The following is a 23894-nucleotide window of genomic DNA, read 5'->3' as shown; positions in this document are numbered from 1 at the left end:
GCGCCGCGGAGTCAGTTTTCGGCGGCGAAGCTGATTTCCGCGTGCTCTTCCAGCCGCTTTACCAGGGCTTCGCCCAGGAACGCGCCCGGTGTGCCGATGCCGCCAGGTGCCTCGCAATCGGTGAGCGCAATCGCCGTCTCCGCGATCATCCGGCTGGTTGACCCGTATCCCGGGTCATACCGGCCCTTGACGCCGTAGTTGATCTTCTCGCCGTCCGCCGTTTCGCCCAGGAACAGGACATCGTAAAAGCCGTTCTCGCGCTCCTCCTTGGTGGGGCCCTCGCCGGGCTTGGGGGCCTTGGAACCGAACGGGTTCTTGAGCATGTCGGCAATGGCCTTGGCTGCCTTCTCGCCCATTTCGCCCGCGCTGGTGAGCATCATTTCGTCATATTTGAAATCTTCGCCATAGGGGTGGCCGAGCAGGAAATTGGTCCGGTGGACGTTCTTGGTGTTGATTGTCGCCATGATGAACGGCGCGGCCCATTTGCCCAGTTCCTGATCGTATTCGGGGATCATGCCCGATGGCTGCTTTGGGCCGGTGAAGCCCGGCGTCAGGCCGAAGGAGCTTTGCAGCACCGAGATCAGCCGCGGGTTCCTCGCCACTGCCTTCATCGTTTCCTTCATGCTGGCTACGGTGCCGCCGGACGGTCCGCCCTGCATCGCGCGGACGCGGCCCTTGACCCGTGTCGCTGGCTTTCCGAAGCGCTTCATCGCCTCCTTCTGGAGCATGAAGACACCGAGATCGAAGGGCACCGAATCGAAGCCGGAGGAGAAGCAGATGCGTGCGCCGCTTTTTTCCGCTCCGGTGCCGTACTTCTCGATCATTTCGTACATCCACGTCGGTTCGCCCGACAAGTCGCAGTAATCGGTACCGGTCTCGACACATGCGGCGACCAGCGGTTCGCCGTAAAGGGTGTAGGGGCCGACCGTGGTCAGGACCACCCGGGTCTGTTCGCACATCGCGCTCAGGCTGGCCGGATCGTCCGCATCGGCAACAACCAGGGGCGTATCCGCTGGTGCGCCGATCAGGCCGCGCACTTCCTCCAGCTTGGTCAGGCTACGTCCGGCCATTGCCCATTTCGGGCGGTCTTCCCGGCCCGCATAGTGCTGGTCCAGGTACTCCGCGACCAGCCGGCCGGTGTATCCGGTGGCTCCGTAGACGATGATATCGAAATTGCGGTCGGCTTTGCTCATGGCTCAGGTCTCTCCAATTCCGGATCAGGAATGCGCGCGGAAGTCGCCCGAGTCAAAGACGTAGGGTCATGGCCGATTTGCGGGGACGATGGAGTGCCTGCAGTGCGGGCCTAAAGCTTCGGAAGCGTCACGCCGCGTTGGCCCATGTATTTGCCGGCGCGGTCGGCATAGGTCACTTCGGGGCGCTCGTTGCCCTGCAGGAACAGGAACTGGCAGACGCCTTCGTTAGCGTAGATTTTCGCGGGCAGCGGGGTGGTGTTGGAAAATTCCAGCGTCACATGGCCTTCCCAGCCCGGCTCCAGCGGGGTGACGTTCACGATGATCCCGCAGCGCGCATAGGTCGATTTGCCGAGGCAGATGACCAGCACGTCTTCCGGTACGCGGAAATATTCCACCGTCCGCGCGAGCGCGAAACTGTTGGGCGGAATGATGCAGACATCGGTCTCGCGGTCGACGAAACTGTTCGGATCGAACTGCTTGGGATCGACGATGCTGCTGTTAACATTGGTGAAGATCTTGAATTCGGGCGCCACCCGGGCGTCATAGCCGTAGGAGCTGAGGCCGTAGGAAATGCAGCCGTCACGCCGCTGCGCTTCCACGAACGGTTCGATCATGCCCTTTTCCGTGGCCTGCGTCCGAATCCATTTGTCGCTGAGAATCGCCATGTCCGGAGTGATTGACCAAGCCTGCACGGGGGGCAAGTGCAGGTCCTGTGTTTTCCCCGCAACTGACGCCGCCTGTCAGCCAATCGGGCCGTCAGCCGATCGGCTTCGCGCCCAACTGCGGATTGAGGCCGGTAATATGGTTGAGCCACTTCTTCGGCTTGCGCAGCATGTTCTGCGGATAGTCCACTTTCAGCCCGACAATCTGCGCCATCCGGCCGACGAAATGGATGCAGTTGCGGCTGTCGAGCGAGTAATACTTACCCGGTGCATCCCGCCACGCCTTCATTTCCGCAACGACCTGGTTGTACTGCGCATCGGTCAGCTTGACCGAAAAATGGCGGTTGGTGCTGGTGATGTATTTCGGCGGTTCGATGGAAATGTCGTGTTCCACCGGCCCGGACAGGATGCGGGTGGAAACCGATTTCGCGGTGAAACCGTAATTCTCGTTCACCGCTTGCCCGGTACTGTCCAGCGTGCCCTGCAGCACCACGAAGGTGTGCGGATACCGGCCCAGCAGCACCGAACCGTTGAAGCTGTGAAAGCTCATCGTCACGGCGGCGGCGGCGGGCAGGGACCAGCCGAGCGAAGCCAATGACAGCAGCAGGGTGAGGAATCGGATCATTCGGCCTTGTTTAACAAGCGTTAGCGGTCAGGTGAACCGGTAATCCGGCAAATCTCATCCAGCCAGCAGACTTGCGTTTCCGCCTGCCGCAGTCGTGTCGATGCAGACAACCCGTTCGGTAGCGAACCGGGCCACGTAATGCGGTCCGCCCGCCTTGGGCCCGGTGCCGGATAATCCCTCCCCGCCGAACGGCTGGCTCTCCACCACCGCCCCGATCTGGTTCCGGTTGACGTAGAAATTACCGACTTTCGCACGGGATTCGACGAACCGGCGGACGGCATCGATGCGGCTGTGCAGCCCCAACGTCAGGCCGTATCCGGTGGCGTTAATATCGTCGATCACCTGGCCGAGCTGGTCCGCGCGGTACCGCACGACATGCAGCACCGGGCCGAAGTTCTCACGCTTCAAATCGAGGATCGAACCGAGCTCGATGATCGTCGGCGCGACGAAACAGCCGCGCCCGGTCAGTGTGCCGGGCCCGGCTGGCAGGTCGCGCTGCCACACCGGGTGCCCCGCCTTGCGCCGCCGGGCGACGTGCCGGTCCAGCGCGGCCTTCGCGTCGGGATCGATCACCGGGCCGACATCGGTGGCAAGGGCGGCGGGGTCGCCGATCTCCAGCGCTTCGAACGCGCCGATGATCATCGCCAGCATATGGTCGGCAACATCGTCCTGCAGATACAGCATGCGCAGCGCGGAACAGCGCTGGCCCGCGCTCTGGAACGCACTGCCCACCACGTCGCGGGCGACCTGTTCGGGCAACGCGGAGCTGTCGACGATCATCGCGTTCTGCCCGCCGGTTTCCGCGATGAAGGTCGCAATCGGCCCGTCACGCGCCGCCAGGCTGCGGTTGATCGCGCGCGCCGTGTCGGTCGATCCGGTGAAGGCGACGCCCGCGAGGCGCGGGTCGGAAGTGATCATCGCGCCGACATCGCCTGCGCCGGGGACGAGCTGGAATACTTCGTCCGGGATGCCTGCCTCGTGACACAATCTGACCGCCAGCGCGGCGATCAGCGGGGTCTGTTCCGCCGGCTTGGCGATCACCGTGTTACCCGCTGCCAGCGCTGCCGCCGCCGGTCCGATGAAGATGGCTAGCGGAAAATTCCAGGGACTGATGGTCGCGAACACGCCGCGTCCGGCCAAGGACAAGCGGTTTTCCTCGCCCGTGGGTCCGGGCAGGATGGTCGGTGCGCCGAACAACCGGCGCGCTTCGACCGCGTAATAGCGCAGGAAATCGACCGCCTCGCGCAGTTCCAGTACCCCGTCCGGCAGGGTCTTGCCCGCCTCGCGCTGGCACAGGGAAAGGAATTCGTCGGTGTGTTCCTCGAACAGGTCGGCGGCCGCTTCAAGCAGCAGCGCGCGTTTCTCGCCGCCCAGTGCGTTCCAGCCGGGCTGGATCGCCGCAGCGCGACTGATCGCGTCAGTTACTTCGTCCGCCAGAGCATCGCGGCGGGTGCCGATTTCCACGGACAGGTCGTGCGGCATGGTGATCGGTGCAACTTCGCCGGCTGCGTCCGATACGAAGGTCGGTTCCGCATGCCACTGGCGCGATTCCAGTGCTGCCACGCGCTCCATCAGCGGTCCGCGGACCAACGGATCGCTGAGATCGATGCCCGCGCTGTTGGCGCGCCGCGGGAACAGTTCGCCCGGCAGGGGAATCGCCGGGTTGCGCTTGGGTTCGATGGCGGCAAGGTCCGCCACCGGATCGGTGGTGAGATCGGTCACCGGCACATCGGCGTCCGCCATTCGGTTCACGAAGGACGAATTGGCCCCGTTTTCAAGCAGCCGCCGGACCAAATAGGCCAGCAGTTCCTTGTGCCCGCCGACCGGGGCGTAAATGCGCACCGGGGTGCGGGTGTTGCCTTCAAGCTTGGCGAGTTCCTCGTAGACATCCTCGCCCATTCCGTGGAGCCGCTGGAATTCGAACTGGTTGCTGCCACCTGTTTCCTGCGCGAGCGCCTTGATGGCCCCGACGGTATAAGCGTTGTGAGTGGCGAAGGCCGAATAGACAGCGTCGCCCGCCGCCAGCAATTTGGCGGCGCAAGCGAGATAGGACACATCGGTCGACAGCTTGCGGGTGAAGACCGGGAAATCGGTGTAGCCGCCAACATGGGTGACCTTGATTTCAGTGTCCCAATAGGCGCCTTTGACCAGCCGGACCATAAGCCTCCGGCCATGATGCCGTGCCAGCCGGATCGCCCAGTCGCACAGCGGCAGCGAGCGCTTCTGATACGCCTGGACCGCCATGCCGAAGCCTTCCCAGCCGGTAGCGAACAGGTCCTCGTCACCGACCAGCGCTTCGATGATGTCCATCGACAGTTCGAGCCGCTCCGCTTCTTCGGCGTCGATGGTGAAATGGATATCCGCGTCGCGCGCCTGCATCGCCAGGCCCTTGAGGATCGGCACCAGCGCCGCCGCGGCCTGCTCCGCATGGAGGAAGTCGTACTTCGGATAGAGCGCCGACAGCTTGACCGAAATGCCCGGCGAATGGACCATGCCGCGTTCCGCTTCGCGGGCAAGCCGCGTGATCGCACCGGCATAGGCCAGCCGGTAGCGCTCGGCATCGTCGAACGTCATCGCCGCTTCGCCGAGCATGTCGAAACTGTGGGTCAGCCCGCGCGCCCGTTCCGGCTTGGCCCGCTTGAGCGCTTCCTCGATGGTGCGGCCGAACACGAATTGGCCGCCGAGAATGCGCATCGCCTGCAGGGTCGCCGCGCGGATCACGGGCTCGCCCAGCCGTCCGACAGCACGCTTTAGGGTCGCGCCCATCCCGCGTTGCTGCAGTTCGGGCCGCTCGAGAACTTCACCCGTCAGCATCAGCGAGAATGTGGCGGCGTTGACGAAGGTGGAGGGGCTGTCGCCCATGTGGTCGGACCATTCGACGCCGCCCAGCTTGTCGCGGATCAGCGCGTCCGCGGTGGCGCTGTCGGGTACGCGCAGCAACGCTTCGGCAAGGCACATCAGCGCCACGCCCTCTTCGGTCGCGAGGCCGTAGGTCTGGAGGAACGCGTCGAGTCCGCTGGCCTTGCGCGCCCGGGCGCCCTGGATCAGTTGTCCGGCCAGTTTTGCCGCCTCGCCATGCACGGCGGACGCGGGTGCGGCCTCGCGCAGGCGCTGCTGGACGCAGGCCTGTTCGTCCTGGCGGTAGGCGCTGCGCAGCGCGTCCCGGCTGATCGCGTTGCGGGTCGGCGAGTGATAGTTCATCGAGGGCCTGGCTTTACAGTTCGGGGTGGATTCGGGGGGTATTTCGCCCTCTGGACCCCGATGGAGAGCAGATCAAGCGTAGTGTAACGGGCGGCGATAAGCTGAAGAACCGCCTCGACATTTTGCCTCCGCCGCGCAACAGCAGCCGCGCACGAAATCATCGGGACAGGATCAATGGCAGGGCGTTTCTTCGATCAATGGCAAGTCGGCGACCGGATCGAACACGAGATCCGCCGTACGGTGACGGAGACGGACAATCTGATGTTCTCGGTCATGACGCACAATCCGCAGCCGCTGCACCTTGATGCGGAAGCCGCCAAAGCCTCGGAATTCGGCCAGATCCTGGTCAACGGGACCTTCACCTTTTCGCTGATGGTCGGCCTGTCCGTCGGCGACACCACGCTGGGGACGCTGGTCGCCAATCTCGGCTACGACAAGTTGGTCATGCCGCATCCCGTGTTCATCGGCGATACGATGCGTGCCAGCAGCGAAGTCACCGAGCTGCGCCAGTCGAAATCGCGTCCCAACGCCGGAATCGTCACCTTCAGCCACCAGCTGACCAACCAGCGGGACGAAATTGTCTGCCAGTGCCTGCGTTCGGCGTTGCTGAAGAAATCTACGGCGTAGCGGCTGCCGCACTCGCCTGATCGCCCCCCAGCGCTTGCCACAGGATGACCCGCGCGCGGCGGGCCTGGCCGCGGGCGGTGGCCGCGCGCTCCCCCGAGGTATCCGCATTCCGGCGCGCATCGAGCACAGTGAGGAAATCGGACAATCCGGCGCGGTAACGAACTTCGGCTAGCCGGGCGGAACGCTCGTTGCTGGCCCGTTCGCGTTCTGCGATGGCGAGGGCGCGGTCAGCGGCATCGACCAGCCCATACCCGGCCTCCGCATCCCCCAGCGCAGTGAATACCGCCCCCCGGTAGGCCTGGAACGCGATCCGCTTGTCCGCTTCCGCACCGTCAATCTCCGCTTCGATCCGGCCAAAATCGAGCAGCGGGGCAAGCAGCGATCCGCCGACTGAACCGGTGATAGCGTCGGAAGCGAACAGTCCGCCGATATCGAACGCGAGGAGGCCCAGCGCCGCGGACAAGTCGAGGCGGGGGAACCGCTGCGCCGCAACCGCATAAAGGTCGGCATCGCTCGCAGCCAGCCGCGCGGCGGCGGCGAGCACATCGGGGCGGCCGGTGAGGAGGTCCGACGGCACGGCGGCCGGGGGTGCGGGTGCAGCGACGTCCGGCGCGGGCTGGTCCAGCGCGCTGCGAACGATTGCGGCGGGCTGCGCGGTCAGGGTTACCAACTGCCCGAGCAGGCGCGCCCGTTCGGCGGGGAGGGCGGCGATCCGGCTGCGACTGGCTTCGGCAGCGGCCTCCGCCCGGACCCGGTCGAAACCGGGCGCGATACCCGATCGCTCGCGAATATCGGCGAGAGTCACCAGCGTTTCCGCCGCAACCAGGTCCTGCTCCAACGCCGCCTCACGCGCCGCCAGCGTGCGCCAGTCGACCACCGCGCCAGCTACCTCGGCCAGCAACGCGAGCCGTACCCCGGCAGCGTCGGCACCGGCGGCGTCAATCCGGGCGATGGCGGCGCGTTCCTGCGCGCGCAAACGGCCAAACAGGTCCGGGTCCCAGGACGCGGTCAGCGACGCGCCGTAGCTGACGCGCTCGGTATCGATCGAGACGGTGGAGGGGAAGTTCGTCCCGAATTGCGCCGGGTTGGTGCGGGTTGCCTCTACCGAGGCGGACCCGCCGACCAGCGGCAGCCGGTTCGCGCCGGCCCGGTCGGATGCGGCGCGGGCCCGTTCGATCCGGGCAATCGCTTCGGCCAGCGTTGGCGAATTGTCGAGCATCACCGCCGCAAGGCTGGCAAATGCCGGATCGTCCTGCGGCAGCAACGCGGCGACATTCGCTGAAACGTCTGCCGAGGGAGCGTTGTAGAAGCTGCCGGGCAGCGCGGGCGGCGGAGTGTCGATGTTCGCCGGTGGCCCCGCGACGCAGCCGCCGAGCAGCAGGACCGCGGTCACCCCGGCGCTGGCACTTGCAAAGCGAAGGCCGCGCATCACTTCGCGGCCTTTGCACGCGCCGGCATGAACGCGTCGACCTGCTGGCCTACCCGGAACCGGCCATCGGCGGGCGGCAATTCATAAATCACCTGCAGCACCCGGACATCGACCCGTTCGCTCGCGCTGTTGGTCAGCGAGCGTTTGGGCACCACCAGTGGCTCCGCGCGGACGAAGCTGGCGGTCACTTTCTGGTCGGCGGCACCGCGCGGGCTGACAATCGCCGGCTTGCCGAGGTCCAGCCGGACGGCTTCGTTCTCGTCGATATCCACGCGGACATGGAGCGGCCGGGTCTGCCCCATTTCGATGTAGGGCGCGGAGTTTCCGCCTTGCTGCGCGCCTGCCTGGACGAATTCCCCCGGGCGCACGTGCACCGCCAGGATTTCACCCGCGATCGGCGCGCGGACGGTCAGCCGTTCAAGATCGGTGCGCGCCGACCCTGCCGCCGCCTGCGCTGCCTGCAATTGGGCGCGGGCGGAGTTCAGCCGGCTGCGGGCGGCCTGCGCTTCGCCCTCCGCCCGGATGACTTCCGCGCGCGACACGGCTGCCGCGTCTTCGACCTGGCGGTAAAGTTCCAGTTGGCGGCCTGCGGTCTCGGCGGCGCTGGCGGCCTCGGCAATTGCAGCCCGGGCCTGCGCGATAGCCGCGCCGGTTTCCTCCAGCCGCGCGCGCAACGCCCGGTCGTCGACGGTGAACAGCGGCTGGCCCTTGGTGACATAATCTCCCGGTCTCACCCGGACGTCGGCCACCAGCCCGCCCAGCGACGTGCCGATACTGACCAGTTCGCTCGAAGGTTCGACCACGCCGGCACCGGCCACGCGCGGCCCATCGGCCAGCGCGCCGTCCGCATGGGCGGGCATTTCCGCAGGGTCGCTGATCGTCCGGTCAGGCTGGTTGGTGAGGATCAGATAGGCCGCGACCAGCACACCGATCGCGGCCACCACCGGCAGCACCTGCCGTGATACGCTGAGGCTCCGGAACCCGCCTTCTGGCAATAGCGCCATGGTCAATCCTATCCTTCTTGCGGCATTTCGGTGCCGTCATGGGTTATCCGTCCGTCCTCGAGTACGAGGATCCGGTCGGCCAGGTCGAAAATACGGTTGTCGTGGGTGACGATGATGCACGCGCGGTCGGGCGCCACCGCGACTTCGCGCAGCAGGTCCATCACCCGCCGCCCCGAACGCGCATCGAGTGCGGCGGTCGGTTCGTCGCACACCACCAGGCGCGGTTCGTGCACCAGCGCGCGGGCAATTGCGACGCGTTGCTGCTGCCCGCCGGACAGCTGCTTGGGCAGCTTGTCGGCCTGATCGCCGATATTGAGCTTGTCGAGCAGGACCTTGGCTTTCTCGCGCGCTGCGCCCACCGCCATGCCCTGTGCGATCAGCGGCACCGCGGCGTTGGCGGCGGCGTCGATCGAGGGGATGAGATTGTACTGCTGGAAGATAAACCCGATGTTGTTGAGCCGGAAATTGACGAGTTCGGTGTCCGACAGGCGGTAGATGTCGGTCCCGAACACCTCCACCTCCCCGTCCGTCGGCCACAGGATGCCGCACATGATCGAGATCAGCGTCGTCTTGCCCGATCCGCTCTCGCCCACGACATAAGTCATCTCGCCCGAACGGATGTCCGTATCGATGCCGTGGAGGACGCGGATTGTCGATTGCCCGGCGGGAAAATCGCGGGTCACGCCGCGCGCGCGGATCGCGGCTGCGGGATTGCCGCTGCGGGCCGGTTGTTCAGGCTGCTCCGTCACCACCCCGCTCACCGGAACACCGCCGCCGGCTCGGTCTTGAGCACACTGCGGATCGCGATCAGCCCGGTAATCGCCAGGATCACGATCACCGCCACCAGGCTGACGAGCGGGATTTGCCAGGGGATGTAGAACCCTTTGAAGAAGGGGTTGGCGCTGAACACCTGGATGAACACCACGGTCCCGATCACGCCGAGCGCATAGCCGATCAGTCCGACCAGCCCGGCCTGCGCGCCGACCATGCCCATGATCTTGCCGTTGGTGACGCCGATAGCCTTGAGCGCGCCGAATTGCTTGATGTTGTCACGAATGAACAGGCTGAAGGTCAATCCGACGATCGCCACCCCGACCACGAATCCGAGCACGACGGTGATCCCGAAATTGGTCGGGATGCCGGTGTTTTCGATGATGAAATCGATCCCGCTGCGGGCGAAATTCTCGCGGATTTGCGCCTTTAGGCCGGTCTCCCGCTCGATCCGTGCTGCGACTTCCGCGGGGCTGACGCCGTCCTGCACTCCGGCCAGCACGAAGGTCAGCCGGTTGCGGGTGCCGGGTACGAAATTGAGCGCGTTGGAATAACGCGTGTACAGCACAACCGTGCTGGTAAAACTAGGGATCGCATCGGCCACGCCCATGATCACGGCGCGCTGGTCGTTGAGTTCGAGCCGCTCGCCGATCGGGCTGACCCCGGCCGGGAAGAACCGGGTGGTCCCGGTATCGTCGATCACGACCGAGTCCGGAGCGAACAGCACGGACTTCTCGCCTTCCTTCATCCGCGCGGGCATTCCGATCAGCGTCGCATCGTCGACCCCGATCACCGCCACACCCTCAAGATCGCCGTCCTTGGTCCTGACCGAGGCCTGCGCGCGCAAATGCGGCACCGCCCATTCGACGCCCGGCACCGAACGCACCTTGTCGAGCGCCGTCGCGGGCATTGCGTAATTGACTTCGGTAGTGCGGCTGACCGGGTCCATCACCCAGATTTCCGCCTCGGGCGCGTTGTAGACACCGCTGGCGCCGCGTTCGACCAGGTTGACGAAGATCGTCAATTGTTGGGTGATTAGCAGGGTGGAAAAACCGATCCCGAACAGCAGCCCATAGAATTTCTGGGCGTCCCCGGTGAGCATCCTGATGGCGATCCAAAGCACGTGGGCTAAACCTTTGCACGGGAGAGGGCTTGCGAAAGGAACTGATCGGGTTGATATTGAACGGTCACGTTTAATTGAACGGAGCCGTTCACTTTGTCAAGTCCATCTTCCTCCGGTCCTGCGCCCGCGGCCAAGAAGAGAAAACGCGCGTCGCAACCGGCGAAGGCGATGGGCCGTCCGGTCGACGCCGGGAAGCATGATGCGATCATCGAAGCCGCCACGCGGGCGTTCTTCAAACACGGGTATTCGCAGGCGTCGATCGAAGGAATCGCGGCCGACGCAGGGGTGTCGAAGGTGACGGTCTACAACCACTTCGGCGGAAAATCGGAACTGTTCCAGCGAGCCGTCGAGAAGCGTTGCGACACCATTCGCCAACGCCTGATCGTCGACGAATGGGACGGCCCGATCGGCGAGCGGCTGCGCGAATTCGGTCACGCGATGACGGAATTCCTGATGAAGCCCGAGATGATCCAGTTCGAGATCGGGCTGGCCGCCGAAGTCGAACGGGAGCCTGAACTCGGCGCGAATTTTTTCGCGGCGGGCCCCAAGCGCCTGCATTCGGCGCTTGCCGGGCTGCTCGAACGGGCGCGCGACCGGGGCGAATTGCAGTTCGAGGATGCCGAGATGTGCGCCGAGCACCTTGGCGCGATGTTCAAGGGGCTGACTGATCTCGAACAGCGGATGGGCATCCCGATCGACCCCGACCGCACCGCTCGCCGGATCAGCTCCGCCGTGGACCTGTTCCTGCGCGCGAACGGCACCGGAAAAGGCTGAGCAACAGGCGCCCCATCCCTTTGGCCTCGCATTAGCTTGCCATTCACACTGGCAGCCCCATATTATGGGCAAGAATGCGGGGCAGGAAAGGACGACCAGTTCGATGAATGATGAAAAGGAACCGCAGGGCCCCAACCCCTGGGTGAAAAGCATGCTGGTCTGGGGCGGGATTTTTCTCGCCCTGTTGATGGTCGTGACCATGTTCAACAGCGGAGCGCAGCCTGCCGGTGCCGAGATCGGCTATTCCGATTTCCGCAACAAGGTCGCCGAAGGCACCGTCGATCAGGTGCAGATCGCGCCCGACGTGATCACCGGCCAGCTCAAGAACGGCCAGACCTTCACCACCACCCCCGTGGCCGGCGACACCCAGCTGACCGAATTGCTGGATGAAAAGGGCGTCGAATATGCCGGCGTCGCACCGGAACGCATGAACCTGTTCCTGGTCATCCTGATGCAGGCGCTGCCGTTCGTCCTGATCCTCGGCATTGCCTTCTTTGCCCTCCGCCAGGTCCAGAAGGGCGGCGGCGGCGGCGCGATGGGCTTCGGCAAATCGAAGGCCAAGATGCTGACCGAGAAGCAGGGCCGGGTGACGTTCGAGGATGTCGCCGGCATCGACGAAGCGCGCGAGGAGCTGGAGGAAATCGTCGAATTTCTCAAGGATCCGCAGCGTTTTTCCAAGCTTGGCGGGCAGATTCCCAAGGGCGCGCTGCTGGTCGGTTCGCCCGGTACCGGCAAGACCCTGCTGGCCCGCGCCATCGCGGGTGAGGCGGGCGTGCCGTTTTTCACCATCTCGGGTTCGGACTTCGTCGAAATGTTCGTCGGCGTCGGTGCAAGCCGCGTGCGCGACATGTTCGAACAGGCCAAGAAAAACGCGCCGTGCATCGTCTTCATCGACGAAATCGACGCCGTAGGCCGCCACCGCGGTTCCGGCCTCGGCAATTCGAACGACGAGCGCGAACAGACGCTGAACCAGCTGCTGGTCGAAATGGACGGCTTCGAAGCCAACGAAGGCATCATCATCATCGCGGCGACCAACCGTCCCGACGTGCTCGACCCCGCGCTGCTGCGTCCGGGCCGCTTCGACCGCCAGGTCGTGGTGCCGATCCCGGACATCGAAGGCCGCGAGAAAATTCTTGCCGTGCACATGAAGAAAGTGCCGCTGGCTCCGGACGTCAACCCGCGCACGATCGCGCGCGGCACGCCCGGTTTCTCCGGCGCGGACCTTGCCAACCTCGTCAACGAAGCTGCCTTGCTGGCCGCGCGCCGTAACAAGCGGCTGGTGGCGATGCAGGAATTCGAGGACGCCAAGGACAAGGTCATGATGGGCACCGAACGGCGTTCCATGGTGATGACCGACGACGAGAAGAAGATGACCGCCTATCACGAGGCTGGCCACGCGCTGGTGTCGGTGAACGAGGAAGCATCCGACCCGATCCACAAGGCCACGATTATCCCTCGCGGCCGCGCGCTGGGCATGGTAATGCGCCTGCCGGAACGGGACAATTACTCGTACCACCGCGACAAGATGCACGCCAACCTGGCGGTTTCGATGGGCGGCCGAGTGGCGGAAGAACTGATCTTCGGCCATAACAAGGTGTCTTCCGGCGCGTCGTCCGACATCCAGTACGCCACCGATCTCGCCCGCAACATGGTCACCAAATGGGGCATGTCGGACAAGCTCGGACCGCTGATGTACGAACAGCAGCAGGAAGGCTATCTCGGCATGGGCCAATCCCAGCGAACCATGGGTTCGGCGGAAACCAACAAGCTGATCGACGCCGAAATCCGCCAGCTGGTGGAAGACGCCCACAAGCGCGCGACCGACATCCTGAAAGACCAGGAAGACAAGTTGCACCTGATTGCGCTGGCAATGCTGGAATATGAAACGCTGACCGGCGAGGAAATCGACCAGCTGATGGCCAACGGCAAGATCGACCGTCCGGACGAGCCCAAGGGCAAGCCGAACTTCAAGCCAATACGCGGTTCGTTGATCCCCAAGTCGGGCAAGAAGTTCGGCGGATCAGGCGATACGGCCCCTCAGGGCGCGTAACTGCCAAAGCAAAAGCAAGGAGGGGCGGACCGGGAGGTTCGCCCCTTTTTTGTTCCGAGCACGGCGGCACTGCCTCAACACCGGAGTTTGGGGCGCCAGCTTTCAGTCGCTACGCAACGGACCGCGAATGTCCGATTAGTCGTGGAAAGCAGTCACTCGGCATCTTACACCGGCGTTTTCGTTGAAGGAGTGCAAACGGATGGTGGGGTCGCGAGCGTAACAGGGTGTCTGTAATGATTTGTTGGAGACCTTCGTCAGCCGCAACAATCGCATAGATGGGTATTGGGCTCTCGGATCTTTTCAAGCCGTTCTGATCCGAAGTTCCGTGGAGGCGATTCAGTTCGATCTGGTCGAACCTCAAGATGCGGCAAGCGAACTTCGTTTCCGGCAGACATTATCCTTTTATCGTAGTCTGCTGATTAGAATTGCCACTTCAAAGCGCGTCCCGATTGAGCGGATTACACACGGCTATATCGAAGTCCGCTCACTATCGCCCACACTGATTGAGTGCATTGTCAGATTGACGTTAGATCAGGAAGCGGTGCTTGCTTCGAGCAAGAACGTCTTCGTTCGAGTTCATGATGCTTCAACAGAGCATCAGTCCGGCACAACAAGACCCACGACGAACTCCTTCGGCGCATAAGTTGGTGTTCGAGCGCCGCTGAATGGCAGTCTTGGGGGGCGGTAGGAGCTGGTCCGTTTCTGGGCTGCGGCTCTCTCGCTGGCGAAGGCGCAACCGGGTTGGTTAGCTGCCATCCGGCTTTTTGCGTTTAACGAAACCACTGATCACTCTGGCTAGGCCGAAACCTACAAGCGCTCCTAGGGTCGGCCACAGAGGGTTGAAGATATAGTACAGTGCATCAAGTGCGTCCGGTCTTCGGCTAGGGTCGTTTAGCTCGATCACCGTGTAAATCAGCATCACAATAGGGATTACAAAAAGCGTAGCACAGCCTGCTTTGGCGCGAGGTATCAGGCCAGCCAGAAAGCCTAAAATGCCTCCAATCACCAGTGCTGCTTCTATTGTCGTCATGCCGGTCCAATAGCACAGTCGGTAATGTCGGGTACGTCGTCGTGTCCGGACAGCCCACTTTTTCCGTAGGAGTGAGGATAGCAGACATTCGCCCGTGATGTCCGACACTGGCAACCCACTGATTTTAGCGGCCCGCAACGGTAAGGTTTTGGGAGCGAGTCCCGCTCTGCCGGTGCGAGAAGGGTCAGCCCGGCTTGGCCGCCAGCTTGCGTTCGATGGCGGTCCATAATTGCTGCAGGCTGCGGGCGGCCGGGCTGCGCGGGGCGAAGGCTCCGACCGGCTGCTGGCGCACGGCGCATTGTTCGACCGCGCTGGCGAGGGGGATGGCCGGCCAGCCGGGGTTGGCTTCACGCGCTTCGCGGTGCAGCGTCCGGCGCAGGTCGAGCATCGAGAGGACCGGCAGGATCGGCGGATGCGGCTTGCTGCTGGCGGCAACTTCTTCCGCGACCAGTTCGAACGCGCGGGCGGACAGCGGCGAAGGGGGCAGGGGCACGATCACCAGGTCGGCGGCGCGCATCACCTGCGCGCTGACCTCGTTGAGCACCGGGGGACAGTCGAAGATGATCCGCTCGTAATCCTTCGACAGGTTCCCGGCGAGCTTGGCCAGCCGCTTGTTCTTGCCGATGGAAGCGAACTGGCTGTCCAGCGCGCGGATGCTTTCGTCCGCAGGCAGCAGGTCGAGATTGGCGTAGGCGGTCCGGCGGATCAGTTTCGCCGGGTCCTGTTCGCGGGAGAAGATTGTATCCGCCCGCTTGCCGGAGGATTTCCTGCCCGGCTTCGCATCGACCCCCAGCAGGTATCCTGCACCGCCCGAAGCGTCGAGGTCCCACAGCAATGTGCGCCGGCACGAAACACTCGCCGAGTAATAGGCCAGGTTGGCGGCCAGGGTGGTTTTGCCGACCCCGCCCTTGATGCTGTAAACCGCGACGACTGCCATCTGACTTCGTATCCCCGAAACTGGTGCCGTATCCAAACCCTCCGGACGGGAAAACTATCGCGCGACTGCGTGCTGTAAAGAACCAAATTGGCGCTGTGTCAAAATGCGAACCGGCCCCGAAACGCAAAAGGCCGCCCCCGAAGGAGCGGCCTTTTTGTTTGGCGCTGGAAGCGCAGCAGCGTTAACCGTCGTAATCGGAACCGATCGAGGTCGAACGGGTGGGGGCCGATGCGGTGATCCGCAGGGCTTCCGCCGACTGGCTGAGCGAGCCGACTTCATCCGCTTCGTCTTCGTCATCGGGCAGGATTTTCTGCAGGCCGGTGACGACGCTTTCCATCAGATGCTTTGGCTTGACCGTCTGTTCGGCGATCTCGCGCAGGGCGACGACCGGGTTCTTGTCCCGGTCCCGGTCGATGGTCAGTTCCGCGCCGCCGGAAATCTCGCGGGCACGCTGGGCAGCGAGCAACACGAGGTCGAAACGGTTGGGGATCTTGTCGACACAATCTTCGACGGTAACGCGCGCCATCGGGCACTCCAATTTCTGGGATTATCAGGAAAGGTAGGCAATTAGTCGGGGAGGCGCCGAGAGTCAAGGATTTGCGCAGTGGGCCGCAGGGCGGTAGAGCGCGTGGTCATGGGCGAAGAACGATCATCCGGCGTGGGGGGCGCCCCTGCCGAACTGCCGCCGTTTTCCATCTCAGCGCAAGGCCAGGACTTGACCTTCTACCCCGCGGGCAAGGACCGGCTCGACCGGTTGCTCGAAATGATCGGCGGGGCCCGCGAATCGGTCCGGATGTGTTTCTACATTTTCGCAATCGACGATACCGGACGCCAGGTCCGCGATGCGCTGGTCGCGGCGGCGGAGCGCGGGGTGGCGGTCACGCTGATCATCGACGGATTCGGTGCCGATGCGGACGCCGAGTTTCTCCAGCCGCTGAGCGATGCGGGCGGCAACTGGCACGTGTTCAGCTCCGGCTGGTCGCAGCGCTATCTGATCCGCAACCACCAGAAAATGGTCATCGCGGACGGGACCGCAATGCTCGGCGGGTTCAATATCGCCGACGATTACTTTGCCCCACCAAAGGTCAACGGCTGGAACGACCTGGCGGTGACACTGGAAGGCTCGGCGGTTAGCCAACTCTCGCGCTGGTTCGACGAACTGGAGCGGTGGAGCGCCAACCCCCGGTCCAACTGGCTCGCGGTCAGCCGGATGATTCGCGAATGGAGCCCGGGCAGCGGTCCGGTCCGGCTGCTGATCGGCGGCCCCACGCGGACGCCGTCGAGCTGGGCGCAGGCGATCCGGGCAGACCTGGTTCGCGGGCGGCGGCTGGACATGGTGATGGCCTATTTCTCCCCCGCCAGCCGCATGGCGCGGAGGATCGGAAACCTGGCCCGGCGCGGGACCGCGCGGCTGGTGATGGCCGGCAAATCGGACAACAACGCCACCATCGGCGCGGCGCGTTCGATGTACGCCTATCTGCTTGGTTGCAGCGCGCGGGTATGGGAATTCACCGCCTGCAAGCTGCATACGAAGCTGATCGTGATCGACGATGCGGTGTATTTCGGCAGCGCCAATTTCGACATGCGCAGCCTGTATGTGAACCTTGAACTGATGCTGCGGATCGAGGATGCGGCGCTGGCGGACCGGATGCGTAAATTCATCGGCTGGCATATCGCCGCAAGCGAGGAAATCACTCCGCAGGTGAACCGCCGCCGGGCGACCCTGTTCAACCGGATCCGCTGGAACCTCGCGTGGTTCATCGTGGCGGTCGTCGATTACAACGTCAGCCGGCAGCTGAACCTGGGGCTGTAGGTCACCGGCTTATTCGCGGAACCGGTTGCCGGACAGCGCATTGTTAGGGCGAACAGGCCGCTTTCGCTGCCGCTGCACAAGGGTTCCCCACCATGAACAGAATTTACGCGCCGCTGGGCGTGCTCGCGCTTGCGCTGGCCGCCTGCGCGCCGGATCCGTCACCTGAACCGACCGATCCGGCGACCTCCGCCGCCGGTCCGGAAATCCCCGAGGGCACTTTCCTGCTTTCCCCGCTGAGCGCGGCAGAGATCGAAGCCGCCAACCTGCCGCAGGAACTGGGTTGCGCGTTCGAGACGGGCGATGACATCCTGCTCGCCGCCAAGGCCTATGTGGGCGAAAACCAGCGCGGCCTCGGCGTCATGAAGATCAACGGTTTCACCGAAGCGGTGCAGACCCCGCACACCGGCGGTTTCGGCACGATGTCGGATCGGGGCGAATTCGAAGGCCGCGGGCTGACCGTCGATGTCGAACCTTCCGGCGACAATCTCGCGGAGATGGAAGGGTCGCGCTACGATGCGCAGATGACCGTCACCCGCGTCGGCGCAGACGATCAGGTGATCGACGGAATTTGGAGCTGCGGCCCCTAGGTTCCGTCAGTCGTATTCGCCGCGCAAATCGTCGTCGGCGAGGTCGGAGAATTTGGTGATTCGCGGTTCGAACCGCATCCGCACCTTGCCGGTCGCGCCGTGGCGCTGTTTTGCAACGATCAGTTCGGCGAGGCCGTAGACGCGCTCCATGTCGGCCATCCACGCGGCGTGTGCTTCGTGCGTCTTGGTGTCGTCGTTTTCGACCGGACGCTTGGGTTCGCGGCTGGCGACGTAGTAATCCTCGCGGAACACGAACCACACCATGTCGGCGTCCTGCTCGATGGAGCCGGATTCGCGCAGGTCCGACAGCATCGGGCGTTTGTCGTCGCGCTGTTCGACCGCACGGCTGAGCTGCGACAGCGCGATCACCGGCACCTCGATTTCCTTGGCGAGAGTTTTCAGGCCCCGGCTGATCTCGGAAATCTCGTTCACGCGGTTGTCGTTCGCGCGGCCCGATCCCTGCAGCAGCTGGAGGTAGTCGACCACGATCAACCCGATATCGTGCTTGCGCTTCAGCCGCCGAGCGCGGGTGCGCAGGGCGGCGATGGTCAGCGCGGGCGTGTCGTCGATATACAGCGGCAATTCCGCGAGACGCTGGCTGGCGAAGGACAATTGCTGGAAATCGTCACGGCTGATCTTGCCCATCCGCAGCAGTTCGGAAGAAATTCCCGCCTGTTCGGACAGGATACGCGTGGCCAGCTGGTCGGCGCTCATTTCGAGGCTGAAGAAGGCCACCGGCGCACCGACCGTATCCTCGATTCCGTCCGCCTTGTCGCGCAGGTACCGGTCCGCGCAATTGAACGCGATGTTGGTGACCAGCGAGGTCTTGCCCATACCCGGACGGCCCGCCAAGATGATCAGGTCGGAATCGTGCAGCCCGCCGATCTTCTGGTTGATGCTGGTGAGACCGGTGGTCTTGCCCGAGATGTTGCCGCCCGAATTGATCGCCAGTTCGATCATCCCCAGCGCCTTGTGCGTCGCCATCCCGAAGCTTTCCGCTTCGTTCTGGCCGCCGGCGCCCTCCGCCACCTTGAACAGCGCGGCTTCGGCTTCCTCGATCTGCTTCATCGGCGCGACCGAATCGGACGTGTCGAGGGCGCCTTCCACCAGATTGCGCCCGACGCTGACCAGTTCGCGCAGCAGGGCGAGGTCGTAGATCTGTTCCGCCAACTCGCGCGGGGCCAGCAGGCCTTGGCCGTCCGCGGTCAGCCGGGCAAGATAGGTGATCCCGCCCAGTTCCTTGAGCGCTTCGTCCGCCTCGAAATAGGGCTTCAGCGTGACCGGCGTCACCACCGCGCTGCGGTCCAGCAAGGTCAGGATCCGTTCGAACACCCGCTGGTGGACCGGTTCGAAGAAATGTTCCGGCCGAATCGGTGACGGCAGTTCTTCCAGCACCCGGTTGTCGATCAGCACCGCGCCCAGGAACGCCGCTTCCGCCTCGATATTCGCGGGCAGGCTGCGCATCGCGGGGGTCAGGGCGTCGGGGCGTGAGAGGGTATCTTGATCAGGCATCCGGCTGCTTTGGGCGCGAAGCCATCCCAAACGCAAGTGCCGGATTGTCGCACTGGCTTGTGGATAGTGGGGATGATTTCGGAAACCCTTGCACCGCCCCCCGTGCATCTGCGAAAGCGGCGCACCATGCCCGATTACACGATTTCCCACATTGCGCTCGACGAGGACACGATCCTGTGGCGCAGCGCCGATGTCGAGCAGGAACGGCGCGTGGCGATCTTCGACCTGATCGAGGAAAATACCTTCAAGCCGGTCCGCGCGGCGGAGGCGGGTCACGGCGGTCCCTACCGCCTGACGCTGGCTGTGCGTGACGGGCGGCTGCAACTGACCATTCGCGACAAGGACGACGCCGAACTGGAAACGCTGATCCTCGGCCTCGCGCGGTTTCGCCGACCAATCCGCGATTATTTCGCCATCTGCGACAGCTATTACCAGGCGATCCGCAAATCGACCGCCGCAGAAATCGAGACGATCGACATGGCCCGGCGCGGCGTCCACAACAACGCGGCGGAATTGTTGCTCGAACGGCTGGAAGGCAAGGTCGAAACCGATTTCGCCACCGCCCGCCGGCTGTTCACGCTCATTTGCGTCCTCCACATCAAGGGCTGACAGGACGCATGGCCAGGAAACGCAAGGCATCGCCGTGGAAGCTGCGCACCGCCGCGGCGCTGGTGCTGGTGGCCGCCGCTACCGGGGGGTACCTGTGGTGGCAGGTCAATCACTGGTCTCCGCCGGAGGAACGCTACCCAGATCAAGGCGTGGTCGCCGGGGCGCGAGATGGAGTGATCAATTTCCGCACCGTTCGCGCCTTGGGCGGCAGTTTCGCCTATCTTGACGCGAGCGACGGGGAAAGCGGGCAGGATGCGCGCTTCAGCCGCAATTTCGCCGCCGCGCGCGAAGCGAACTTGCAGGTCGGCGCGGTCCACGCCTTCGACCCCTGCACCATGGCGGACGGGCAATCGGCCAATTTCGTTACCATGGTTCCGCGCGACAGCAGCCTGCTGCCCCCGGCGATCGAGCTTCGCAAGACCGCGGACGGGTGCGAACAGCGGGTCAGCGATGCGGCGGTAGAAAGCGAGTTGATGACGCTGATCAACCAGATCGAAAACCATTCGGGCAAGGCCGTTATCCTCAAGATCGATCCGAACTTCGAAGCGCGTTACGGCCTCGCCAGCCAGTTCGAACGCAATCTGTGGCTCACCTCTACCTGGATGGAGCCGGATTATGCCGGGCGGCCATGGCTGTTATGGACCGCGAACGAGGCGCTACGGAGCGAAGCAAGCGACGATCCGGTCCGCTGGGTGGTGGTGCAATCATGACGGGCTTTCCGTTTGGCGGAGTTTTGTATGGATAATTCTGATGACCAGGACCTGATAGCCGCCGCCCGGGACGCAGCGGAGCATTCCTATTCGCCCTATTCCGGCTTCGCGGTCGGGGCCGCGCTGCGGTTTGCGGATGGCAGCGTGGTGACCGGCACCAATATCGAAAACGCCAGCTACGGCATGGCGCTGTGCGCGGAAACCGTGGCGGTGGCGAAGGCGATGGCGGACGGTGTGCGTGGCGGGCTGGTGTCGGTGGCGGTTACCGGCCCCGGCAACAAAGGGGGCGGTGATCCGATCACCCCGTGCGGGCGGTGCCGCCAGGTGCTGCACGAACTCGCCGCACTGGGACGTACAGACCCTGATGTCCTGTGCGTCGGCCCGGAGGAGGTGCGGCGGGTAAAACTATCGGCCTTGCTGCCAGCGGCGTTCGGCCCTTCCAGTCTGCTCTAGCCAACGCGGATGCAAGCCTTGACATTTTTAACCAAACAGGTTACAAGCCGCGCACCTTCTAACCGAGGTATGTATCGGGGGTGGGCTGCATCGGTTTGCCACGCCCCTTGTTCTTCCAGGCGTCCACCCGGGCGATAAGGGGAACAGCGCGGTCGGTGCGGGTGCGCGGCAGGGTGGTTACGTAACACTCCATAGCCGACTTTCCCTCACCGGGAATCCGAAGACTGGATGTTGCAGGCGGGTTATCTCTCCTGCCAGCGGCGCCGCGCAATCAGCGGCGCGGAACCTGCCTGTTATGCGAGTCCTCGCGCAGGTTTCGGCCAGTCGGACACAGGGCCGAACCCTGGCGCTGCGGATGGCGCCCGGGTCGTTCGCAGATGGAACTCCGCCCGCCTTTCGCGCACATCGTTCGATGCTGCGCCGACCGCGCGACTATTTTTTAACGCTGGCGTGATGTCCGGGTTCGCCGCCGGATATGGCCCCGTGCGGGCGGGGAAACGGATTCCTAGGCGGCGATCAAACCGCCGACGGCTTCCAGGAAAGGCTTCATCGACACCGGCTTGGCAAGGTAACCGCTGGCCCCGGCGGAGCGGACCTTCAGCTCCTCACCCTTGCCGACATAGCCGGTCACCGCCAGCACCGGGATGTCCCGGAGCAATTCGTTCGATTTCAACAGCTTGATGATGTCGATGCCGGACACATGCGGCAGATGGATATCCAGCACGATCAGGTCGGGGCCGAATTCCTCGACCTCCTTAAGCGTCAGGCGCTCGTCGACAACTTCCTCGACCTGATAGCCGCCCTCGCGCAGGACAGCGCAGAACATCATCCGGTTGAGGAAATCGTCTTCTACGACGAGGACACGCTTGGCCATAATTTTTCCGATCGGGGGGACCTTGAGCTTGCACAAGCGCATCGCGATTCGCGAGTCAATCGCCCGAGCGACAGAGCGTTACCGATTTAAGACCAAGGCCCCCGTCAGGGTATTATCAGTTGATTTCAAGCCATTCCGCTAGCGAAGCCAGACATTCGCGAGCGAGCAGCTTGCATCGTTCCGGACTCCAGCCCTGTTCCGGATCGGGCAGGTCGCGGTTGTCCTTGAACGGCATCTCCAGCGTCATCGAACAGCAGCCGAAGCGGTGGGCAAGCTGCGTGGTCGACATGGTCAGCTTCGCCTTGCCCGGCGGAGTTATCCCGTAACCGAGCGCGGTCTGGAAATCCGGCGTGCGCCGCTCCAGGATGGAACGGTAGCGCAAATAATCGGCCTGCTGCTCGTCCTTAAGACCGGCAATGCCCTCGAACCCGGCCAGAAACACCGCGGGAATCGCCTCGTCACCGTGGACATCCATCGCGAAATCGACCCCGGTCTCGTCCATCGCATCGCGGATGCACAGGACCTCGGGAGACTTTTCCGCGCTGGGGCTTTCCCATTCCCGGTTGAGGTTGGTGCCCACCGCGTTGGTCCGCAGGTGACCGCGGCGCGATCCGTCGGGATTGCAATTGGGCACGATATGCAGGCTGCACTTCTGGCGCAACGAACGGCCAACCGGATCGGCGGGATCGGTCAGGCATTCCAGCGCCCCTTCCATCCACCATTCCGCCTGCGTTTCGCCGGGATGCTGGCGCGCATACAGCCAGACCTGCTTGTCGCCCTCACCCATTTCAAGGCAATCGACCGGTTGCCCGTCGAGCGTGGTGCCGAGGCGGCGATAGGACACCCCCTCGCACAGCGCCGATTCGGCCACGAGGTCGTGGTGCCGTTCCATAGAATACGGCGCAAAATAGGCGAAATAGGCGATATCGCTGTCGGAAGCGTAGCTGATCGTCAGCGTGCCGCCGTCCTCGTCCTTGTCGAACGTGCTGCTGGCACGGCCCCAATAGGCGCGGTCTTCCGACACGCAGGCATCGTAATCGGTCCAGCCGCCCGGATAGGCCGAGGCGTTCAGATCGGCGATCTTCAGTTCGAGTTCGCGGCCCGCCGCACCGCTGACCCGGAAATGGAACCATTGCCTGAATTCCGACATGTGGTCCTTGCGCAGCGCCAGCCGCGCGCTCGCACCATCGGTGGACAGGACTTCGATATTCCCGCTGTCGAAAGCGCAGTCGATCTGGATATCGCTCACTTGCCGTTCACTTTCACAGCTACCGTTTCTCCGTTGTTGCCGGGGAATTCGCGGAACATGGCATCGGCCACTGCGGCGGCGTTGGCTTCCGCGGCCGCAAGCGGCGATTCGGTGCCGACCGAGAAATTCGCACGGCCTTCCCACAGCGCGTTACCGCTGGCCGCTTCACGAATGCTTACCGCCATCTGGGTGCCGACCATCTGGTCCGGCTTGTTGCCGCCGAGATTGATCCCGATCCCGAGACCGAGGCCCGAACCGTAGCTGCCGGTGCTCCCGCCGACTCCGACCGAAACCGGACCGTCCTTCGGCTGCGGTTCCGACACGAAGCGTTCAAGGCTGACCTGCGCGATTTGTGCCGCCTGCTCGCGCGATGTTTCGCGGTAACCAAGCTCTGCCAGTTCGCGCGCCACGGCTTCCTTGTAGGGAGCAACTTCCAGCGCACCGAGATCCATATCCGGGGCGGTCTCGATGAACACAGTCGTCTGGCCCAGCTGCGCGGTGGTGGCTGGCTGGTGGAACCGGGTAACCTCGACCGGGCCTACCGGGGTTGTCGAACAGGCCGACAAAGCGGCAGCGGTAACCGCCACCAGCGCAATTCGGGAAATTCGCATATATCGTTCCAATCGTTATGGGCGTCCGGGGGCGCCACCAATGCTGTTCA

At 63.9% G+C, this 23894-nt stretch carries 25 protein-coding genes; 9 read left to right on the top strand and 16 right to left on the bottom strand.

Translation table 11 applies throughout. The features are described 5' to 3' along the window. Positions 1-11: 11 nt before the first annotated feature. The 4 genes from GRI65_RS07005 to putA all read right to left on the bottom strand — a co-directional run bounded on the left by GRI65_RS07005 (position 12) and on the right by putA (position 5681). The gene (locus GRI65_RS07005; protein ID WP_160755829.1) at positions 12-1193 is read right to left on the bottom strand and encodes a saccharopine dehydrogenase family protein; all 1182 of its coding nucleotides are present in this window, start codon (positions 1191-1193) and stop codon (positions 12-14) included. 110 nt (positions 1194-1303) lie between these two features. Then, positions 1304-1858: a dCTP deaminase gene (gene dcd, locus GRI65_RS07000; protein ID WP_160755828.1), complete on the bottom strand. Its 555-nt coding sequence runs from the start codon at positions 1856-1858 to the stop codon at positions 1304-1306. Between the two features lie 91 nt (positions 1859-1949). Next, positions 1950-2480: a hypothetical protein gene (locus tag GRI65_RS06995; protein WP_160755827.1), complete on the bottom strand. Its 531-nt coding sequence runs from the start codon at positions 2478-2480 to the stop codon at positions 1950-1952. Positions 2481-2534: 54 nt separating this feature from the next. Beyond that, positions 2535-5681, bottom strand: a complete 3147-nt coding sequence (gene putA, locus GRI65_RS06990; protein WP_160755826.1) for a bifunctional proline dehydrogenase/L-glutamate gamma-semialdehyde dehydrogenase PutA — start codon at positions 5679-5681, stop codon at positions 2535-2537. 174 nt (positions 5682-5855) lie between these two features. Here putA and GRI65_RS06985 point away from each other — a divergent pair, with 174 nt between their 5' ends. Continuing rightward, positions 5856-6308 carry a MaoC family dehydratase gene (locus GRI65_RS06985; protein WP_160755825.1) on the top strand — a complete coding sequence of 151 codons (453 nt, stop codon included), beginning with the start codon at positions 5856-5858 and terminating at the stop codon, positions 6306-6308. Here GRI65_RS06985 and GRI65_RS06980 read toward each other — a convergent pair. From GRI65_RS06980 to GRI65_RS06965, 4 genes are read right to left on the bottom strand one after another with little or no spacing between them, the layout of a single operon-like run. Beyond that, the gene (locus GRI65_RS06980) at positions 6298-7737 is read right to left on the bottom strand and encodes an efflux transporter outer membrane subunit (protein ID WP_160755824.1); all 1440 of its coding nucleotides are present in this window, start codon (positions 7735-7737) and stop codon (positions 6298-6300) included. The genes GRI65_RS06985 and GRI65_RS06980 overlap by 11 nt on opposite strands. Continuing rightward, positions 7737-8741: an efflux RND transporter periplasmic adaptor subunit gene (locus tag GRI65_RS06975; protein ID WP_160755823.1), complete on the bottom strand. Its 1005-nt coding sequence runs from the start codon at positions 8739-8741 to the stop codon at positions 7737-7739. The genes GRI65_RS06980 and GRI65_RS06975 overlap by 1 nt, the downstream gene beginning before the upstream one ends. 8 nt (positions 8742-8749) lie before the next feature. Beyond that, entirely contained in the window at positions 8750-9490 is a 741-nt protein-coding gene (locus tag GRI65_RS06970) for an ABC transporter ATP-binding protein (RefSeq protein WP_160755822.1), read from the bottom strand. 8 nt (positions 9491-9498) lie between these two features. Then, the gene (locus GRI65_RS06965) at positions 9499-10635 is read right to left on the bottom strand and encodes an ABC transporter permease (RefSeq protein WP_160755821.1); all 1137 of its coding nucleotides are present in this window, start codon (positions 10633-10635) and stop codon (positions 9499-9501) included. Positions 10636-10803: 168 nt separating this feature from the next. Here GRI65_RS06965 and GRI65_RS06960 point away from each other — a divergent pair, with 168 nt between their 5' ends. The 3 genes from GRI65_RS06960 to GRI65_RS06950 all read left to right on the top strand — a co-directional run bounded on the left by GRI65_RS06960 (position 10804) and on the right by GRI65_RS06950 (position 14102). Next, a complete protein-coding gene (locus tag GRI65_RS06960) occupies positions 10804-11409 on the top strand; it encodes a TetR/AcrR family transcriptional regulator C-terminal domain-containing protein (RefSeq protein WP_160755820.1) in 606 nt (201 codons plus the stop codon). Positions 11410-11512: 103 nt separating this feature from the next. Next, the gene (gene ftsH / locus GRI65_RS06955) at positions 11513-13459 is read left to right on the top strand and encodes an ATP-dependent zinc metalloprotease FtsH (protein ID WP_160755819.1); all 1947 of its coding nucleotides are present in this window, start codon (positions 11513-11515) and stop codon (positions 13457-13459) included. A gap of 238 nt (positions 13460-13697) precedes the next feature. Then, positions 13698-14102 (top strand): hypothetical protein, encoded by a 405-nt coding sequence (locus GRI65_RS06950; RefSeq protein WP_160755818.1) that lies wholly within the window; start codon positions 13698-13700, stop codon positions 14100-14102. A gap of 102 nt (positions 14103-14204) precedes the next feature. Here GRI65_RS06950 and GRI65_RS06945 read toward each other — a convergent pair whose 3' ends face one another. From GRI65_RS06945 to rpoZ, 3 genes are all read right to left on the bottom strand, one after another. Continuing rightward, positions 14205-14489, bottom strand: a complete 285-nt coding sequence (locus GRI65_RS06945) for a hypothetical protein (RefSeq protein WP_160755817.1) — start codon at positions 14487-14489, stop codon at positions 14205-14207. 184 nt (positions 14490-14673) lie between these two features. After that, positions 14674-15426 carry a ParA family protein gene (locus GRI65_RS06940; protein WP_160755816.1) on the bottom strand — a complete coding sequence of 251 codons (753 nt, stop codon included), beginning with the start codon at positions 15424-15426 and terminating at the stop codon, positions 14674-14676. A 181-nt stretch (positions 15427-15607) separates the two neighbouring features. Next, a complete protein-coding gene (gene rpoZ / locus GRI65_RS06935) occupies positions 15608-15952 on the bottom strand; it encodes a DNA-directed RNA polymerase subunit omega (RefSeq protein WP_160755815.1) in 345 nt (114 codons plus the stop codon). A gap of 78 nt (positions 15953-16030) precedes the next feature. Between rpoZ and GRI65_RS06930 the strand changes: the two genes are divergently transcribed. Together GRI65_RS06930 and GRI65_RS06925 are read left to right on the top strand one after the other, a co-directional pair. Continuing rightward, entirely contained in the window at positions 16031-17239 is a 1209-nt protein-coding gene (locus tag GRI65_RS06930; RefSeq protein ID WP_332872614.1) for a phospholipase D-like domain-containing protein, read from the top strand. Positions 17240-17331: 92 nt separating this feature from the next. After that, a complete protein-coding gene (locus GRI65_RS06925) occupies positions 17332-17826 on the top strand; it encodes a hypothetical protein (protein WP_160755814.1) in 495 nt (164 codons plus the stop codon). A 6-nt stretch (positions 17827-17832) separates the two neighbouring features. Here the strand turns inward: GRI65_RS06925 and GRI65_RS06920 are convergent, their stop codons facing one another. After that, a complete protein-coding gene (locus GRI65_RS06920; RefSeq protein ID WP_160755813.1) occupies positions 17833-19338 on the bottom strand; it encodes a replicative DNA helicase in 1506 nt (501 codons plus the stop codon). A gap of 126 nt (positions 19339-19464) precedes the next feature. Between GRI65_RS06920 and GRI65_RS06915 the strand changes: the two genes are divergently transcribed. The 3 genes from GRI65_RS06915 to GRI65_RS06905 are packed head-to-tail and all read left to right on the top strand — an operon-like array spanning position 19465 to position 21110. Continuing rightward, a complete protein-coding gene (locus GRI65_RS06915) occupies positions 19465-19947 on the top strand; it encodes a UPF0262 family protein (RefSeq protein WP_160755812.1) in 483 nt (160 codons plus the stop codon). 8 nt (positions 19948-19955) lie between these two features. Continuing rightward, the gene (locus GRI65_RS06910; protein WP_160755811.1) at positions 19956-20657 is read left to right on the top strand and encodes a glycoside hydrolase family 25 protein; all 702 of its coding nucleotides are present in this window, start codon (positions 19956-19958) and stop codon (positions 20655-20657) included. A gap of 27 nt (positions 20658-20684) precedes the next feature. Next, entirely contained in the window at positions 20685-21110 is a 426-nt protein-coding gene (locus tag GRI65_RS06905; RefSeq protein ID WP_160755810.1) for a cytidine deaminase, read from the top strand. A gap of 58 nt (positions 21111-21168) precedes the next feature. Here GRI65_RS06905 and GRI65_RS15380 read toward each other — a convergent pair whose 3' ends face one another. The 4 genes from GRI65_RS15380 to GRI65_RS06890 form a co-directional block, all read right to left on the bottom strand. Continuing rightward, positions 21169-21303, bottom strand: coding sequence for a hypothetical protein (locus GRI65_RS15380; protein WP_269816299.1), 135 nt, complete (start codon positions 21301-21303; stop codon positions 21169-21171). Between the two features lie 312 nt (positions 21304-21615). After that, complete coding sequence (locus GRI65_RS06900; RefSeq protein WP_160755809.1) at positions 21616-21984, bottom strand: response regulator; 369 nt, start codon at positions 21982-21984, stop codon at positions 21616-21618. A 115-nt stretch (positions 21985-22099) separates the two neighbouring features. Further along, positions 22100-23233 (bottom strand): M14 family metallopeptidase, encoded by a 1134-nt coding sequence (locus GRI65_RS06895; protein ID WP_160755808.1) that lies wholly within the window; start codon positions 23231-23233, stop codon positions 22100-22102. Next, complete coding sequence (locus tag GRI65_RS06890) at positions 23230-23844, bottom strand: DUF4136 domain-containing protein (protein WP_160755807.1); 615 nt, start codon at positions 23842-23844, stop codon at positions 23230-23232. The genes GRI65_RS06895 and GRI65_RS06890 overlap by 4 nt, the downstream gene beginning before the upstream one ends. Positions 23845-23894 lie beyond the last annotated feature (50 nt).

The organism is Allopontixanthobacter sediminis, from assembly GCF_009828115.1.
Classification (GTDB): Bacteria; Pseudomonadota; Alphaproteobacteria; order Sphingomonadales; family Sphingomonadaceae; genus Allopontixanthobacter; species Allopontixanthobacter sediminis.
This window is presented reverse-complemented; position numbering and strand designations above follow the sequence as displayed.

Bases quoted from the DNA above. Each gene is read 5' to 3' on its own strand.
- GRI65_RS07005 (WP_160755829.1), bottom strand. From the start codon at position 1,193: ATGAGCAAAGCCGACCGCAATTTCGATATCATCGTCTACGGAGCCACC.
- dcd (WP_160755828.1), bottom strand. From the start codon at position 1,858: ATGGCGATTCTCAGCGACAAATGGATTCGGACGCAGGCCACGGAAAAG.
- GRI65_RS06995 (WP_160755827.1), bottom strand. From the start codon at position 2,480: ATGATCCGATTCCTCACCCTGCTGCTGTCATTGGCTTCGCTCGGCTGG.
- putA (WP_160755826.1), bottom strand. From the start codon at position 5,681: ATGAACTATCACTCGCCGACCCGCAACGCGATCAGCCGGGACGCGCTG.
- GRI65_RS06985 (WP_160755825.1), top strand. From the start codon at position 5,856: ATGGCAGGGCGTTTCTTCGATCAATGGCAAGTCGGCGACCGGATCGAA.
- GRI65_RS06980 (WP_160755824.1), bottom strand. From the start codon at position 7,737: ATGCGCGGCCTTCGCTTTGCAAGTGCCAGCGCCGGGGTGACCGCGGTC.
- GRI65_RS06975 (WP_160755823.1), bottom strand. From the start codon at position 8,741: ATGGCGCTATTGCCAGAAGGCGGGTTCCGGAGCCTCAGCGTATCACGG.
- GRI65_RS06960 (WP_160755820.1), top strand. From the start codon at position 10,804: ATGGGCCGTCCGGTCGACGCCGGGAAGCATGATGCGATCATCGAAGCC.
- ftsH (WP_160755819.1), top strand. From the start codon at position 11,513: ATGAATGATGAAAAGGAACCGCAGGGCCCCAACCCCTGGGTGAAAAGC.
- GRI65_RS06945 (WP_160755817.1), bottom strand. From the start codon at position 14,489: ATGACGACAATAGAAGCAGCACTGGTGATTGGAGGCATTTTAGGCTTT.
- GRI65_RS06940 (WP_160755816.1), bottom strand. From the start codon at position 15,426: ATGGCAGTCGTCGCGGTTTACAGCATCAAGGGCGGGGTCGGCAAAACC.
- rpoZ (WP_160755815.1), bottom strand. From the start codon at position 15,952: ATGGCGCGCGTTACCGTCGAAGATTGTGTCGACAAGATCCCCAACCGT.
- GRI65_RS06925 (WP_160755814.1), top strand. From the start codon at position 17,332: ATGAACAGAATTTACGCGCCGCTGGGCGTGCTCGCGCTTGCGCTGGCC.
- GRI65_RS06920 (WP_160755813.1), bottom strand. From the start codon at position 19,338: ATGCCTGATCAAGATACCCTCTCACGCCCCGACGCCCTGACCCCCGCG.
- GRI65_RS06915 (WP_160755812.1), top strand. From the start codon at position 19,465: ATGCCCGATTACACGATTTCCCACATTGCGCTCGACGAGGACACGATC.
- GRI65_RS06910 (WP_160755811.1), top strand. From the start codon at position 19,956: ATGGCCAGGAAACGCAAGGCATCGCCGTGGAAGCTGCGCACCGCCGCG.
- GRI65_RS06905 (WP_160755810.1), top strand. From the start codon at position 20,685: ATGGATAATTCTGATGACCAGGACCTGATAGCCGCCGCCCGGGACGCA.
- GRI65_RS15380 (WP_269816299.1), bottom strand. From the start codon at position 21,303: ATGGAGTGTTACGTAACCACCCTGCCGCGCACCCGCACCGACCGCGCT.
- GRI65_RS06900 (WP_160755809.1), bottom strand. From the start codon at position 21,984: ATGGCCAAGCGTGTCCTCGTCGTAGAAGACGATTTCCTCAACCGGATG.
- GRI65_RS06890 (WP_160755807.1), bottom strand. From the start codon at position 23,844: ATGCGAATTTCCCGAATTGCGCTGGTGGCGGTTACCGCTGCCGCTTTG.